The organism is Streptomyces sp. NPDC006487 (assembly GCF_042870555.1).
Classification (GTDB): domain Bacteria; phylum Actinomycetota; class Actinomycetes; order Streptomycetales; family Streptomycetaceae; genus Streptomyces.
Map to the genome: position 1 here is coordinate 178,532 of NZ_JBIAHN010000017.1, position 15,030 is coordinate 193,561.

Below are 15,030 nucleotides of genomic sequence, written 5' to 3' on the forward strand. Positions count from 1 at the left end.
CCCCGCACGGGTCAGACGAGGGCGGTGGCCTCCTCCAGGGTGAGGCCGCCGCCTTCGGCGTACGCCGCCTGGTACGCCGCGTCGCCGAGTGCGGCCCGGGCCAGGCCCTCGGCCTGCTCCAGGTCCGCCCGCTCGGTGGTGACCGGGAAGTGCCGGGGCGGCAGCTGGGCGCGGTAGGCACCGATCAGCCGCGCGGCCTCGTACGCCTGCTGGGGGCCGCCGAGTCCGGCGTGGGAGAGGGCCGCGGTGAGCAGGTAGACGGCCGGGAGCTGGGGGGCCATCAGCAGGGCCAGGGGGTCCAGGACGGCCTCCATGGCCTGCCGGATCAGCACGAGCGCGTTCTCGTACTTGCCCTCCTGGTTGTCGAGCCAGGCCATCGTGCCGAGCACGAACCCGTCGAAGACGGCGTACGCGCCGAAGGAGAACTCCTCGCGCAGGGACTGGAGCTGCGCACGGGCCTCCTCCGTGCGGCCGGTGCGGCCGTACACCCCGGCGAGGAACATCCGGGCCGCGGGTCTGGCCTCGTTGCCCACGTGCTGGATCGTGGGGAGCAGTTCGGTGAGCAGCCTCTCCGCCTCCTCGACGTGGCCGTCCTCGACCAGGGTCCCGGCCATCCGCACCTGCAGGACCGTGACCTGGGCCTTCGCGCCGAGCCGCCGGGCGTGCTCGATGGCGGCGCGGAAGTCCTCGGCTGCCAGGCCGTACTCGCCGTGCTTCTCCCGGGCCTCGGCGCGGGCGGAGAGCGCCTCGGCGCAGCCCCAGTCGTCGCCGAGCTCGCGGAACACGGCCAGGCTCTCCTCGGCGTCGCGGGCGGCGTCGCCGGCCCAGTCGGCGCGGTTGGCCAGCACGTTGGCGCGCAGCTGGAGGGCGGAGGCGAGCTCCCAGCGGTAGCCGAGCCCGCGGGCGGTCTCGACGGTCTCCTCGATGGCTTCGCGGAGCAGGACCGGGTCCCCCGCGATCATCACGGCGTAGATCCACAGAACTCCGGGGGCCACGCAGGTCTGCGGCAGGCCAGGGCGGTAGGCGGCGAGCATGCCGTCGACCTGGGTGCGGACCGCCGGGCTGGACCAGCTGGCATCGGTCTGGTCCTGAGCGGCCAGGCACATGATCCGGATGCCGCGCCAGGCCTCGGTGAGCAGCTCGCCCTCGTACGGCGGGGGCGTGTCGACGACCCGCCCGTAGACGGGCTCGGCGGGAACGACGGGCTCGGCGAAGGGGTCGGGCCCCAGGGCCGCCGCGGCCGCCGACCAGTGGCGGAGCTCGGTGCGCAGGTCGTGCATCTGCCAGTACCAGACGAGGGAGTGCAGCAGGCAGAGCACTTCACCGACGTCTTGGACGGCCACGGCCCGGCGGATGGCCGTACGGAGGTTCTCGTACTCGGTGACGATCCGGTCGGCGGCCGCCCGCTGGTCGTGGCCGCGGAGCAGCGGCTCGGTGGTGCGGGCGAGTTCGCGGTAGTGGGTGAGGTGGCGCCGCTCGGTGGCGCCGCGGTCGTCGCCGGCCGCGGCGAGCCGCTCGGAGGCGTACTCGGCGACGGTCTCGAGGAGCCGGTAGCGCATGCCGCCGCCGGTGCTGTCGGGAGCGGCGACGACGAGGGACTTGTCGACGAGGGATCCGAGGAGGTCGGCGGCGTCGAGGTCCTCGGCGGCGTCGGTGCAGACGGCCTCGGCGGCGTCGAGGTCGCAGCCGCCGGCGAAGACGGACAACCGGCGCAGCACGGCCCGTTCGGGCTCGTCGAGCAGGTCCCAGGACCAGTCGACCACCGCCCGCAGGGTCTGCTGGCGGGGCAGGTGGGTGCGCGAGCCGCCGGTCAGCAGCCTGAAACGGTCGTCCAGCCGGTCGGCGATCTGGCGGGGGGTGAGCAGCCGCAGCCGGGCGGCGGCCAGCTCGATGGCGAGCGGCATCCCGTCGAGGCGGCGGCAGATCTCGACGGCGGCGGCCGGGTCGTCGTCGACGCTGAACCCCGCCCGGGCGGCGGCCCCGCGGTCGTCGAGCAGCCGCAGCGCGACGGGGTCGGGCAGCGGGTCCACCGGGCGCAGGGTCTCCCCCGGCACACCGAGCGGTTCGCGGCTGGTGGCCAGGATCTGCACGCCGGGGCAGCGCGCCAGCACTTCCTCGGCGAGGCGGGCGGCGGCGTCGACGACGTGCTCGCAGTTGTCGAGGATCACCAGCATCCGGCGCCGCGCGCAATGCTCCACGAGGCGGTCGAGGGGCCGGTCCCCGCGCTCGGTCAGCACCCGCATCTCCTCGGCGGCGGGGCCGCGCAGTTTGGTCTCCCGGGCCCCGAGCGCGACGAGCACGGCCTCGGCGACGTCCTCCGGATCGTCCACGGGAGCCAACTCCACGAACCACACGCCGTCGGCCCAGGCGGGGGCGGGGCCGGGCCCGCCCCGGCTGGGGACGCGGTCGGCCGACGGCTGCTCCGGGGTGGCGGGGCGTGCGTCCGGTGTGCCGCGGCCGGCGCGGGCGTGCGCCTCGGCGGCCTCCTGCGACAGCCGGGTCTTGCCGGCGCCGCCGGGTCCGAGCAGGGTGACCAGCCGCGACCGGGCGAGGTCGTCCCCGATGACCCGGATGTCCTCCTCCCGCCCGACGAAGGTGGTCAGCCGCATCCGCAGGTTGCCCGCGCCCGGCCCGGGCGGTACGGGCCCGGCTCCGGCTCCGGCTCCGGCTCCGAGAAGGTCCCCGCTCCCCGGCCCACCCGGGGCGGACGGACCCGGCCCGTCGGTGGAGCCGGGGTCCGCCCGGTCGGAGGAGTCCGCCCGGTCGGGCCCGGACGACGCCGTGGTGGCGGTGGTACCGGACGGCGCGGAGGAGGACCGGTACGGCTCGGCCGCGGTGCCGGGCGTGCCGGGTCCGGCCGGGGCGGCGGAGGAGCCCTGTGCGGCCCCGGCGGCCCCGGCGGTCACGCCGGACCCGGGCCCGGCCTGGCCCCGCTCCATCCGGTCGGTCCGGTCGGCCCCTGCCTTCTGCTCCGGGGGGAGCGGCCCGGGTCCGGCCGGCGGGACGGAACGCCCCGGCGCCGCCGTCGGGTCGGTCAGCAGGACCCTGTGGAGGGCGCGGAGGGCGGGGCCCGGAGTGGTGCCCAGGCGGTCGGCCAGGTCGCGGCGGACTTCCTCGTAGGCGGCCAGCGCCTCCGCCGGGCGGCCCGCGTCGCGCAGCGCGCGGATGCGCAGGGCCTGCAGGGACTCGTCCAGCGGCAGCCCCGCGCACAGCGCGGTCAGCTCCGGGAGGACCCGCTCGGCCTCCCCCAGCGCCAGCGCCGCGTGCAGGCGGCCCCGGCGCGCGTCCAGCCGTAGCGCCTCCCAGCGGGCGGCCTCCGGCCCGGAACCCGGCAGGGAGCTCAGCGGCTCGCCCCGCCACAGGGCGAGGGCCTCGTCGTACAGGGCGGCCGCCTCCGCCGGGGAGGCCTGCGCCGCCGCCCGCGCGAGCCGCTCGAAGCGGTACAGGTCGATGTCGTCCCGGTCGGCGACGAGCCAGTAGCCGCCCTCCCCGGACCCCACCGCCTCGCGCCCCAGCGCCCTCCGCAGCCGTCCCACCAGCGCCTGGAGCGCCGCGGGGCCGTCCGCGGGCGGGTCGCCGTCCCACACCTCTTCGATGAGCGAGGCCGCAGGCACCGCCCGCCCCGGCCGCAGCGCGAGCGCCGTCAGGAGCGCGCGCAGCCGCGCTCCGCCGACGGGTACGGTGCTCCCGTCGTCGCGGATGACCTGGGTGGTGCCGAGCATCGCGTAACGCACGGGCCCATTGTCTCCGGCCCCGGGCCCCCTCGGGCGCCGCCTGCGGGATAGGTTCGCCGTATGGGTCCCCAGGGCAGTCAGAACCGTAGCCATCACCACACGCACGACCGCGGCGACCGGAAGATCAGTCCCGTGTTCCTCGGCATCTTCGCCATCATGGCGGTGACGGGGTGGGCCGTGTGGACGGGGTACTCGACCAGCACCGGGCTGGCCGTTTTCCTCTTCGTCACGGCGGCCTGGATCGTGTCCTTGTGCCTGCACGAGTACGCGCACGCCCGCACCGCCCTGCACAGCGGCGACCTCAGCGTCGGCGCGAAGGGCTACCTGACGCTGAACCCCCTCAAGTACACGCACGCGCTGCTCAGCATCATCCTTCCCGTCCTCTTCGTGATCATGGGTGGCCTGGGTCTCCCCGGCGGCGCGGTGTACATCGAGCGCGACCGGATCGAGGGCCGCTGGCGGCACAGCCTCATCTCGGCGGCCGGCCCGCTGACCAACGTCGCCTTCGCGGCGGTCTGCACGGCCCCGTTCTGGCTGAACGCCCTGGACGGGGTCCCGATGGCGTTCCGCTTCGCGCTCGGCTTCCTGGCCCTGCTCCAGGTCTCGGCGGCGATCCTGAACTTCCTGCCGGTCCCGGGTCTGGACGGCTACGGCATCATCGAGCCCTGGCTCTCCCACCGGATCCGCCGCGAGGTGGCCCCGCTGGCGCCGTTCGGCCTGCTGGCCGTCTTCGCGCTGCTGTGGATCCCGGAGGTCAACGCGTACTTCTTCGACGCGGTGTACGGCGTCCTGTCGGCGCTGGGCGTGAGCGAGCTGGAGGCGTACTGCGGCCGCGACCTCTACCAGTTCTGGCAGGACACCAGCGGTTTCTGCCAGGCGTCCTAGCCCGCGGCGCGGGCCGCCGCGGCGGCCTTCTCGATCTTCGCCTTGCGCACGTAGAACCACGCCATGTTCGAGGTGATGCCCGCCATCAGCACCCACGCGATCCCGAGCAGGCTGCCCTCGACGAAGGAGACCACGGCGGCGGCAGTGGCGAGGACGCAGAGAACGACGGCGAACACGGCAAGGCGGGGCATGGTGGGGGCTCCTCGAAGACACTGAAGCGGTTCAAGCCCCTCCAGTGTCCCCCATGCCCCGGCGTGCTCCCGTCCGACCGATTTCCGACATCCCGTGATCTTTTCCCCGTCCCGCCGCTACGGTTCGCCCGAGACGCACCACGCACGGGCGGTGCGGAAGGACCGGGGGGAAGACATGCAGGAGATCCCGAAGGGCGCGAACGTCAGCCTGACCGCCCTCAGTGAGGATGCCGGGGCGGTCGTCGTGAGCTTGGGCTGGAGCAGCGCTTCGGGGGCGGGCGACGCCGACGTCTCGGTGCTGCTGCTGGACGAGAACGGCAAGGTCCGCGGCGAGAACGACTTCTACTTCTACAACAACCCGGCGGCCGCCGACGGAAGCGTTCAGCTCCTGGGCAAGGTGCCGACCGACAACGGCGACGAGGACCGCATCAGCGTGGACCTGACGGCGGTCCCGGACGGTGTCGCGCGGATCGTCGTGGCGGCCAGCCGGTACGCCGGCGCGCGCTTCGGAGACCTCGACGACCTGCGGATGACGGTCGCGGACCGCTCCGGGGAACCTCTGGTCGGCTACTCCATCGACGATGCGGGCGTGGAGACCGCCTTCATCTTCGGCGAGCTGTACCGGCGGGGCGAGGAGTGGAAGTTCCGCGCGGTCGGCCAGGGGTACGAGACCGGCCTCGCCGGACTGGCCACGGACTTCGGCATCCCCGTGCTGGAGGACTCCGAGGACTCCGAAGACGCAGGGGAAGCGAAGGAGGCGGGGCTCGCGGGTGAGGTGAAGCCCGTGGAAGCCGCTGCCCCGGCGGAGTCGAGGGCCGCCGCACCCGTTGGCGAACCGGCCGCCGGGCCCGTTTCCCGGCCCGAGCCTGTGGCTGCGCCCGCCGAGGCGGCCGCACCCGTCGCCGTACCGGCGCAGACCCGCGGCCGGAGTCCCCGTACGACCAGGAAGAAGGTCACCCTGCCCAAGGTGGCCAAGAAGTCCCTCGCCGAGAACGAGTCCTGGAGCCAGGCCCGGCTGTTCCCCGTCCCCTCCCTCAAGAGCGACAGGGAGCGGGAGGTGCGCGCCACCTCGGTACTGCTGTCGGTCATGGCGCAGGTGCCGGAGTTCGGCCGCCGCCTCACCGCCGGCTTCGGCGCGCCCGCCGGGCGGATGCAGACCTTCACGGAGGTCTCCCTCCCCCACGGGGACACACCGCGGCGCCCGGACGGGGTGATCCGGGTGGAGCGCGCGGGCAAGCTGTGGACGGCCCTCGTGGAGACGAAGACGAACGGCAACCCGCTCAAGGCGGAGCAGGTGCAGGCGTACATGGACATCGCCGCACGCCGCGGCTACGAGGCCGTCATCACCCTCTCCAACGACGTGGCCCTCGAGGGCCGCCCCATGGTGGAGGTGAAGGTCGACGGCCGGCGCAAGCACAAGGTCAGCCTCTGGCACCTGTCCTGGGCCGAGGTCGCCCACCAGGCGCAGATGCTGATCCGCCACGAGGGCGTGGGCAACGCCGCGCACGCCTGGCTCCTCCAGGAACTCCTGGAGTACCTCCGGCACGAGCAGTCCGGCTGCCACGGGTTCCAGAACATGGGCGCCGCCTGGGTGCCCGTACGCAAGGGCATCGAGGACGAGACGCTCGGCCTCGGGGACGCCCGGACCGTGGAGGTCGTGGAGAGCTGGGAGCGGCTGATCCGGCAGGTCTGCCTGCGGCTCGGCGGGGAGCTCGGGCAGAAGGCGCTGCCGGTGCAGCGGGCCCGGCGGGGCAGTGATCCGCAGGCCCGGCGGTCCGCCGCGGCGGACTGTCTGTGCGCGGACGGGAAGCTCTCCGCGGAGCTTCGCGTCGACGGGACCAGCAGTGTCATCGCGGTGAGTGCCGACCTCAGGACCTCCAAGGTGCGGACGACCGTCGACGTGCCGGCCCCGGACGGCGCGTACCCGCTGGTCATGGTGAAGCGGCTGCTGAAGCTGCTCGCCGAGGCCCCGGCGGACCTGCACGTGGAGAGCCTCCTCGATGCGGGACCGGGCGCCGGGGCGGGGCCGGGCAGCGGGCCGCGCGGCACGCTGGAGCGGCTGCGTCCCGAGCCGGGCGATCTGCTGCCCGTGGACGGTTCGGTCGTCGTGGGTTTCCGGCTGTCGCTGCTGAAGGGGATGGGAAGCACGCGGGGGAACGCGGAGTCCGGATTCATCCGCAGCGTGGACGAGGCCGTGGAGCGCTTCTACCACGGTGTGGTGACGCACCTGGGCCCGGTCGAGGGGCGCGGCGGGCGGCGCTGCTGAGGGGACGGGACGTGGGGCCGCCCGGCCCGTCGGCCCCCGGAAGGGGCGGGCGGGCCGGGCGGCCCCCCTGGGCCGGGTGGGTCAGACGTCCGTGATGCGCAGTCCTGCGTGGGCCTTGTAGCGGCGGTTGGTGGAGATGAGGTTGGCCACCAGGGATTCGACCTGGTGGGCGTTGCGCAGGCGGCCCGCGAAGACGCCTCGCATGCCCGGGATGCGGCCGGCGAGCGCCTGGACGATGTCAGTGTCGGCGCGGACCTCGCCGAGGACCATCACGTCGGTGTCGATCTCCTCGATGGACTCGTCCTGGAGGAGCACCGCCGAGAGGTGGTGGAAGGCGGCCGTGACGCGGGAGTCCGGGAGGAGGGCGGCGGCCTGCTGGGCCGCGCTGCCCTCTTCGACCTGGAGGGCGTACGCGCCCTGCTTGTCGAAGCCGAGGGGGTTGACGCAGTCGACCACGAGCTTGCCGGCGAGGTCCTCGCGCAGCGATTCCAGAGTTTTGGCGTGGCCCTCCCACGGCACGGCGATGATCACGATGTCGCTGCGGCGCGCGCACTCGGCATTGTCCGCGCCCTCCACCCCGAGGCCGAGCTCGTCGGCTGCGGTCCGCGCGCGGTCGGCGGCCCGGGAGCCGATGATCACCTTCTGGCCGGCGCGGGCGAGCCGGTAGGCGAGGCCCCGGCCCTGGTCGCCGGTGCCGCCGAGGACGCCTACGACGAGGCCGGAGACGTCGGGAAGGTCCCACGGGTCCTTGGCGGGGGCCTTCGCGGGGGCCTGCGCGGGGGCCTGCGCGGGCTGCTGCGTGCTGTCTGTGGAGGTCATGGGGGCGAGGGTAGCCGCGAGATCGTCAGAGTCGAATGCACGGACCGTGTGAGATGCCCGGGAGGGGAGGGCGAGGGCTGGGGGAGGTGGGAGATGCCTCGGGAGGTGGGGGTGGGGCGGAGATGGGGGAACAGCTCCCCTTTGTCCCTTCCATGCGGCAGGATGCCGGTATGGACGCCGTGAGAGTCGCGCTGCTGCGCGAAGTGCTCGCCGGTACGGAGTGGCCCGGTGCCGCGCGCCGGTTCGCCGGGACGCTGCGGCGGTCGGTCGTGCCGGCCGGCGGGAACCTGCTGCTGGTCGGGACCGAGGCGTACGAGCCCTGGCACCTGGCGGCGCACCTGGTCGACGAGGCCGCGTGGTCGGGGCTGCCGGAGCTGGCGCCCACGCTCGTACGCCACCGGGTGCTGCCCGGTGACGCCCCGCACCTGTCGGTCGGGCTGAGCCGGCTGGAGGCGGCCCGGCGCGGTCACACGCTGCTGGTGGTGGCTCCGGAGCGGCCCGGGGACGGGCTGCTGGAGCGGGTGCACGACGCCCGGCGCGCGGGGGCGACCGTACTGTCGATGGACGGCGGGGACGCGGATCTCGGGACGCTCGCGCACGAGGTGTTGTCCGTACCGGACGGGGTCGCCGAGCTGGACCTGGATACCGTGCAGCACCTGGTCAGCGCGGCGGCCGGGGAGAACAGCCTGCCGGTGCAGCGCGGGCCGAGGCGGTTCCGGGACCGGCTGGCGCGGCTGGCCGACCAGTTGGCCGCGCCGCCGCCCAGCCGCTGGTAGCCGAGGCCGTAGCCGGGCTACGGGGTGGACGTGTCCGTGCCTTCCTCAGCCTCTCGGGTCTTGTCGTTCCATTTGGGGTCGTTCTGCCATTCGAGATTGCGCTCCTGCGCCGTCTCCATGGCGTGGTTCGCCTCTTCGGGTGTCGCGTAGGGACCGAAACGGTCCTTCGCCGGGCACTCGGGGCCTTCCTCGACCTTCTTGTGGACCAGGCAGTAGTACCACTCGCCGGGCTTGCCCACCTGGCGCTTCTTGAACAGGGCCATCGTCAGGCTCCTCTCTCTGTCGCCATGCTGCCCCATACCCGCTCGATACACTCGCTCGTATGTCTGGCCAGTCGCTGCTCGTACCAGGCGAGCTCACTCCCGTCCGTTCCGTTCCCGGAAACATCCGCCGGCCCGAGTACGTGGGCAAGCCCGCGCCCACTCCGTACACCGGACCGGAGGTGCAGACGGCCGAGACCATCGCGGCCATGCGCATCGCCGGCCGGATCGCCGCCCAGGCGATGGAAGAGGCCGCCAAGCTGATCGCGCCGGGGGTGACCACCGACGAGCTCGACCGGGTCGCCCACGAGTTCATGTGCGATCACGGCGCCTACCCCTCGACGCTGGGCTACCGCGGTTTCCCGAAGTCCCTGTGTTCCTCGCTCAACGAGGTGATCTGCCACGGGATCCCCGACTCGACCGTCCTGCGGGACGGCGACATCGTCAACCTCGACGTGACCGCTTACATCGGCGGGGTGCACGGCGACAACAACGCCACGTACCTGTGCGGGGACGTGGACGAGGAGTCGCGGCTGCTCGTGGAGCGCACCCGCGAGGCCCTGAACCGGGCCATCAAGGCCGTCAGGCCGGGCCGGCAGATCAACATCATCGGCCGGGTCATCGAGTCGTACGCGAAGCGCTTCGGCTACGGCGTCGTCCGGGACTTCACGGGCCACGGGATCAACTCGTCCTTCCACTCCGGCCTGATCGTCCCGCACTACGACAGCCCGCACGCCACCACCGTCATCGAGCCCGGGATGACTTTCACCATCGAGCCGATGCTGACGCTGGGCACCCACGAGTACGACATGTGGGAGGACGGCTGGACGGTGGTCACGAAGGACCGCAAGCGGACCGCGCAGTTCGAGCACACGCTGGTGGTCACGGACACCGGAGCGGAGATCCTTACGCTGCCCTGATCCGGGAGAACCGCCTCGTGGAGGTTTTTACCGACAAGGCGTCGGGAACACATTGACTTAGGTAAGCCTAAGAAGGAGGATCGGGTGTGGCGGCACTGCCGCCACACCTGCTCTCCCTTTCTTCCGATTCCTCGGAGGTCCGTCTTGGACGCCTTCTCGACCGTCATCCGTGTCGCCTCGCACGAGCAGCACACCGAGGCGGAGACCTCGACCTTCATGAGCGACCTGCTGGGCGGACGTCTCGGCGTGGACGCCTACACCCGCTACACCGAGCAGCTGTGGTTCGTGTACAAGGCCCTCGAGGACGCCGCGGAGGCCCTCCGTGACGACGCCGTCGCCGGGCCGTTCATACAGCCCGAGCTGATGCGCCTCGCCGAGATCGAGCGGGACCTGGCCCACCTGCGGGGTCCCGGCTGGCGCGAGACCCTGGTCGCGCTGCCCGCCACCGAGGCCTACGCGGCCCGCGTGGCCGAGTGCGCCGCCTCCTGGCCGGGCGGGTACGTGGCCCACCACTACACCCGCTACCTGGGCGACCTCTCCGGCGGCCAGATCATCCGCGACAAGGCGGAGCGGACCTGGGGCTTCGAGCGCAAGGGCGACGGCGTCCGCTTCTACGTCTTCGCGGACATCTCCAACCCGGCCGCGTTCAAGCGGACCTACCGCGAGCTGCTGGACGCGATCGCCGCGGACGACCTGGAGAAGCAGCGCATCATCGACGAGTGCAAGCGCGCCTTCGACTTCAACGGCGCGGTCTTCCGCGAGCTGGGCGAGCAGTTCCCGCTGAGCGCGTAGCGCCTTCGGCGGGCTGAACGGGGAAGGGGGGTGGGCCCGTTGGGCCCACCCCCCTTTCGGGCTCCGCCCCCGGGGCACACGACGGCCCGTGGCGCGCGGACTGCGTCCCGCCAGGTCCCGGGGTTCCGCCCCGGACCCCGCGCCTCGAAATCCCCCGGCTACCGCTGGGAGGCGCCCCCGGCGAGCCTGGATTCGGCGAAGCGGACGCGGCCGCCGATTTCCACGGTGCCGTCCGGGGCCGGGGCCGTGAGGATCTGCGAACCCCTGCCCTGGGTGATGTTCAGGGCCCTGTTCAGCTCGGCCGTCAGGACTACCGCCGCCGAGCCGGTGGCCTCGTCCTCCACGATCACGCCATCGGGGCGGCGCGGAAAACCGCGGGCCCGGATCCGGCCCGCGGCCTCGTCCTCCCACGCCCAGGCGTACAGCCAGCCCTCGCCCGGCGGCGGACCGGGCAGCGCCTCGACCGCGGCCGCGTCGGCGTACTGCTCGGTGCGCTTGCCCTCGACCCACTCGGGGCGGGCGGTGATCCAGGTGAACTCCCCGTCGTCGCGCGCCCATACGGCGCCCGCCGGGGGCTGGAGCTCCTCGATGTCGAGCAGCCACGCGACGCCGACCAGCGGGTGCCCGGCGAAGGGCATCCGGGTGCCGGGGGTACGGATGTCGACGATCCCGCGCTCGGGATCGTCGACGAACACCGTCTCGCTGTAGCCGAGTTCGGCGGCCAGCGCCTGCCGCGACGCGTCGTCGGGGCAGGACCGGCCGTCGCGTACGACGCCCAGCACGTTGCCGTGGCTGCCGTCACCCGCGCAGAAGACCCTCAGGACGTCGAGATCGTTCACGCGGGCATTGAAGCACGGGTCAGTTCCGGGCCGTGCGGCGCCTGCGCGCGACGAACACCGCGCCCGCGCCCGCCGCGATGACGCCGGCGGAGGAACCGAGCAGTGCGCCGGCCGGGATCTCGGCGCCGGTCGCGGCGAGGCCGACGCCCCCGACGGTGCCGCCGCCTCCGGCGGCACCGGCGGCGCCCGCGGTACCGGTGGCGCCCGCGGTACCGGTGCCGGCCGGGGGCAGGACGGCGTCCTTGTCCACGGAGACGGTCAGGTTGACGTCGTCGCCGCGGGTCCCCACCGGGTACATGGAGCCGGTGGTGTCGTTGGCGAACGCCGCGGAGCCCTCGGCCGTGAGCGCGGTGCGCACGGCGTTCAGGGTGAGGACGCCGTTCTTGGTCTTGTAGTCGGCCTTCGAGAGGTCGAGCGTGGCGAAGGGGATGTTCGTCTTGACCCCGGCGGCCGTCTTCACGTCCAGGACCAGGGTTCCCTTGCCGCCCTCGGCGTTGATGCGGACGTTGCCGAAGGTCACGTCGATGCCGTGGGCCGGGTACTGGAAGCGGAGGTTGCCCGCGAAGGTGGCGTTCAGCTTCCGCGTCTTGGTGTCGAGGGTGCCCTTGCCGCCGCCGAAGGCGAAGCTGTCGCCGTTCGCGACCGCGCCGGCCGCCGGGGTGACGGTGCCGCCCGCGCTCTGGACGTACTTGCGGAAGGACTCCTTGACGCCCCAGGCCAGCTTGCCGCCGAGGATCTTCTGCGGGCCGCCGGGCGCCGGCCTGCCGGTCGAGGCGGAGGGCGAGGGGGAGGCCGGCTTCGACGGGGAGGACGTCGGCGGCTTGGTCGGCGGCTTGGTCGGGGACTTGGTCGGGCTCGCGGAGGGGGACGGGCTCTGGGTGGGCGGCGGCGGGAACTTCAGTACGGCCGTCAGCGGGTCGCCCGCCTTGCCCTTGTAGCCGTCCGAGCCGAGGAGCTTCGCGGCGTCGGCGGTCAGCGTGGTGCCCAGGTTGGCCATCGACTGCCCTCCGAAGGCGACCTTCGCGAAGGGGACGCCCTTCGCGAGCACACCGTCCCGGGTGACGTCGATGATCAGCAGCTTCTTGCCGGTGTCGATGCGCAGGTTCGCGAGCTTCACCTCGAAGCGGTGCGCGGCCGACTTGAAGGTGACGCTGCCCTTGAAGGCGGCGGTCACGAGGTGGGTGGCCGGGTCGTACTGGCCGGTGGCCGAGCCGAAGGTGAAGCCCTTGGCGGTCTTCTTCGCGCCGTTCGCGACGGTGATCTCGCCCTGGGCGATGGTCGTGACGTAGGTGCGGTAGCTCTCCAGGACGCCCCAGTCGAGGGTGCCGCCGACGACGGGGATCGCCGCGGGGGCGCCCTGCGCCGCGGAGGCGGCCGGAGCGGTGCCGGCCGCGGTGGCGGGCAGGACGAACACGGTGGCGGCCACCGCGGCGGCGGTGGCCACGGCGGCTGCGAGGGCGATGGGACGGCGGATCGATGACATGGCGGGGTCTCCTGGAACGGGGGTGGAGGAGGCGACGGGGTGCGGTGCGGTGCATGCGGGGCGTGCGAAGGCACGGCGAAGCCGAGCCCTGGCGGTACGGGGCCCTACGGGTCCCTGCGGGGCTTGCGGGTGAGTGCGGTACGGGGCTTGCGGGCCGGGCGCTCCGGGTGCGCCCGGCCCGCACAGCGGGGTGGTGCGGGGCCCGGCGGACGGTCCGCCGGGGCGGTACGGCTTCGGGCGGCCCGCGGTCAGCCGCGGGGTGCGGCCCCGGCGGCCCCGTCGGCCCCGGAGGGACCCGGGGAGCCGGAGGAGCCGGGGTCCGGGGCAGCCGGGGCTTCGGCGCCCGGAGCCGAGGCCGGGGGCTCGGCGCCCGAAACCGGAGCCGGGGCCGGAGTCTCAGCGCCCAGGGCCGGGGCCGAGGCCGGGGGCTCGGCGCCCGGCGTCGGAGCCGGGGTCAGGGGCTCGGCACCCGGCGTCGGAGCCGAAGCCGGGGGCTCGGCGACCCGCTCGGGGGTTGTCGTCGGCTTCCTCGTCCGGTTGCGCAGGACCAGGAAGACCGCTCCGCCCGCGAGGACGAGGACGGCAACCCCGAGGGCGGCGTACAGGCCGGTGTTCGAGGACTCGTCCGCCTTCGCGGCGGTGGCCGGGGTCGCGGCCGGAGCCGGCGGGGCGGCGGGGGTGGCCGTCGAGCCGAGGTTCGGGAGGGCCGGGAGCTTCGCGGCTCCGTCGAGGGCGACCGCGAGGGAGACGGGGTCCATCTCGGTGCCCGGCTTGTACATGGAGTTGAAGGCCTGGGCGCCGCCCTCGGTGAGGGTGGCCGGGGCTTCGGTGAGGGTGGCAAGGCCGCCCTCGGCCTTGAGGCCCTTGGCGTCGAACTCGACGAGCGGGACGGCGGTCTTGGTGTCCGTGCCGGTGGTGACGTCGGCGGAGAGCACGCCCTTGCCGTTCTCCACCCTGGCCGTGAGCTTCGCGAGCTTCAGGTCGAGGTGGGCCCCGGTGAAGTGCACGGACCCGGCGAAGGCGGCGTCGAGGGTGCCCTTCGCGCCGTCGTAGGCGCCCCTGCCCCGCGGGAAGCGGAACAGCGCTCCGCCGTCCTGGGCTCCGTCGGCCAGCTCCCACTTGCCCTGGCCGATGGAGCCGGAGACGTACTCGCGGAAGGTGCGCCGCACCCCCCAGTCCACGGCGGCGTCGGTGAACTGCCCGGCGGCCTGCGGGGTCTGCGCGGCCGGGGTGCCCGGCGCCTGCGAGGCGGGCTGCTCGGCCGCCGCGGCCTTGACGTCCACGGAGAGCGAGACCGGGTCGAGCTGCGCGCCCGCCGCGTAGTAGCCGGCGAAGGCCTTGGCTCCCTGGTCGGTGAGGGTGGCCGGGATGTCGGCGAGGGCGACCGGACTGCCGCCGCCCTTCATGTTCACCCCGCCCAGGCCCAGCTTGGCGAAGGGCACTTGGGAGGCGGTGGTGACCGCTCCGCCGTCCTTGGCCTTGCTGGAGACGTCCACGTAGAGGGTGCCGCTGCCGCCGCTGATCTTGACGGTGGGGCGGCTGATGCTCATGTCCAGTTCGTAGGCGCCGTCCGGCTTCTGGTGGCCCTGGAAGGTGACGCCGCCGCTGAAGGAGGCCTCCAGGGAGCCGCTGTCCGGGTCGTAGGAGCCGTTCGCGGAGTGGAAGCGGAACAGGCTGCCGCCGGCGGTGGCGGCTCCGCCCTTGAGCTTGAACCCGCCTTTTGCCACCGGCCCGGTGACGTAGCTCTGGAAGGAGGACTTGATGCCCCAGTCGAGTCGGCCGCCCTCCACGGTGCGGCCCGCCGCCTGGGCGGCGGTCGCCGGGAGCAGGGCGGCTCCCAGAGCCGCCAGGGTCGCCAGCAGGGCGACGGCGGACGCACGGGTGGGTCCAGCGGACATGAATGTCCCCTCCAGGGTCTAGCGAGCGAGGTTAGGCTAACCTAAGCTACGTTCGGCCGGGTGTGAAACCCCCTGGCACCCGGAACCTCGAACCGGGTCCCCACCCCCCAGCGAACCGGGTCCCCCACCCCAGTCGGACGATCAGGACGGTGCCTTCGTGCCTACGC

General features: G+C 73.6%; 12 protein-coding genes. 5 read left to right on the plus strand and 7 right to left on the minus strand.

The window, feature by feature from the left end:
• Positions 1 to 11: 11 nt before the first annotated feature.
• Entirely contained in the window at positions 12 to 3,722 is a 3,711-nt protein-coding gene (locus tag ACFYM0_RS28985; RefSeq protein WP_388506552.1) for a BTAD domain-containing putative transcriptional regulator, read from the minus strand.
• A gap of 72 nt (positions 3,723 to 3,794) precedes the next feature.
• Between ACFYM0_RS28985 and ACFYM0_RS28990 the strand changes: the two genes are divergently transcribed.
• A complete protein-coding gene (locus ACFYM0_RS28990; protein ID WP_388506456.1) occupies positions 3,795 to 4,619 on the plus strand; it encodes a site-2 protease family protein in 825 nt (274 codons plus the stop codon).
• Here ACFYM0_RS28990 and ACFYM0_RS28995 read toward each other — a convergent pair.
• Positions 4,616 to 4,810: a hypothetical protein gene (locus tag ACFYM0_RS28995; protein ID WP_327252466.1), complete on the minus strand. Its 195-nt coding sequence runs from the start codon at positions 4,808 to 4,810 to the stop codon at positions 4,616 to 4,618. The two genes, ACFYM0_RS28990 and ACFYM0_RS28995, sit on opposite strands and share 4 nt — an antisense overlap.
• A gap of 175 nt (positions 4,811 to 4,985) precedes the next feature.
• On the opposite strand from ACFYM0_RS28995, the gene ACFYM0_RS29000 reads away from it, so the two are divergent.
• Positions 4,986 to 7,076: a TerD family protein gene (locus tag ACFYM0_RS29000; protein WP_388506458.1), complete on the plus strand. Its 2,091-nt coding sequence runs from the start codon at positions 4,986 to 4,988 to the stop codon at positions 7,074 to 7,076.
• Positions 7,077 to 7,157: 81 nt separating this feature from the next.
• Here ACFYM0_RS29000 and npdG read toward each other — a convergent pair whose 3' ends face one another.
• On the minus strand, positions 7,158 to 7,895 hold the full coding sequence (npdG, locus tag ACFYM0_RS29005; protein WP_388506460.1) for an NADPH-dependent F420 reductase: 738 nt from the start codon (positions 7,893 to 7,895) through the stop codon (positions 7,158 to 7,160).
• Positions 7,896 to 8,065: 170 nt separating this feature from the next.
• Here npdG and ACFYM0_RS29010 point away from each other — a divergent pair, with 170 nt between their 5' ends.
• Entirely contained in the window at positions 8,066 to 8,671 is a 606-nt protein-coding gene (locus ACFYM0_RS29010) for a hypothetical protein (RefSeq protein WP_388506461.1), read from the plus strand.
• A gap of 17 nt (positions 8,672 to 8,688) precedes the next feature.
• Here the strand turns inward: ACFYM0_RS29010 and ACFYM0_RS29015 are convergent, their stop codons facing one another.
• Positions 8,689 to 8,934, minus strand: coding sequence for a hypothetical protein (locus tag ACFYM0_RS29015; RefSeq protein ID WP_388506463.1), 246 nt, complete (start codon positions 8,932 to 8,934; stop codon positions 8,689 to 8,691).
• Between the two features lie 59 nt (positions 8,935 to 8,993).
• Between ACFYM0_RS29015 and map the strand changes: the two genes are divergently transcribed.
• Positions 8,994 to 9,851, plus strand: coding sequence for a type I methionyl aminopeptidase (gene map / locus ACFYM0_RS29020; protein WP_388506465.1), 858 nt, complete (start codon positions 8,994 to 8,996; stop codon positions 9,849 to 9,851).
• Positions 9,852 to 9,995: 144 nt separating this feature from the next.
• Positions 9,996 to 10,643, plus strand: coding sequence for a heme oxygenase (biliverdin-producing) (locus ACFYM0_RS29025; RefSeq protein WP_388506467.1), 648 nt, complete (start codon positions 9,996 to 9,998; stop codon positions 10,641 to 10,643).
• A 158-nt stretch (positions 10,644 to 10,801) separates the two neighbouring features.
• Here ACFYM0_RS29025 and ACFYM0_RS29030 read toward each other — a convergent pair whose 3' ends face one another.
• The 3 genes from ACFYM0_RS29030 to ACFYM0_RS29040 all read right to left on the minus strand — a co-directional run bounded on the left by ACFYM0_RS29030 (position 10,802) and on the right by ACFYM0_RS29040 (position 14,863).
• Positions 10,802 to 11,482 carry a PhzF family phenazine biosynthesis protein gene (locus ACFYM0_RS29030; protein ID WP_388506469.1) on the minus strand — a complete coding sequence of 227 codons (681 nt, stop codon included), beginning with the start codon at positions 11,480 to 11,482 and terminating at the stop codon, positions 10,802 to 10,804.
• 19 nt (positions 11,483 to 11,501) lie between these two features.
• Positions 11,502 to 12,965, minus strand: coding sequence for an HtaA domain-containing protein (locus ACFYM0_RS29035; RefSeq protein ID WP_388506471.1), 1,464 nt, complete (start codon positions 12,963 to 12,965; stop codon positions 11,502 to 11,504).
• A gap of 248 nt (positions 12,966 to 13,213) precedes the next feature.
• A complete protein-coding gene (locus ACFYM0_RS29040; protein WP_388506473.1) occupies positions 13,214 to 14,863 on the minus strand; it encodes an HtaA domain-containing protein in 1,650 nt (549 codons plus the stop codon).
• Positions 14,864 to 15,030: the final 167 nt, after the last annotated feature.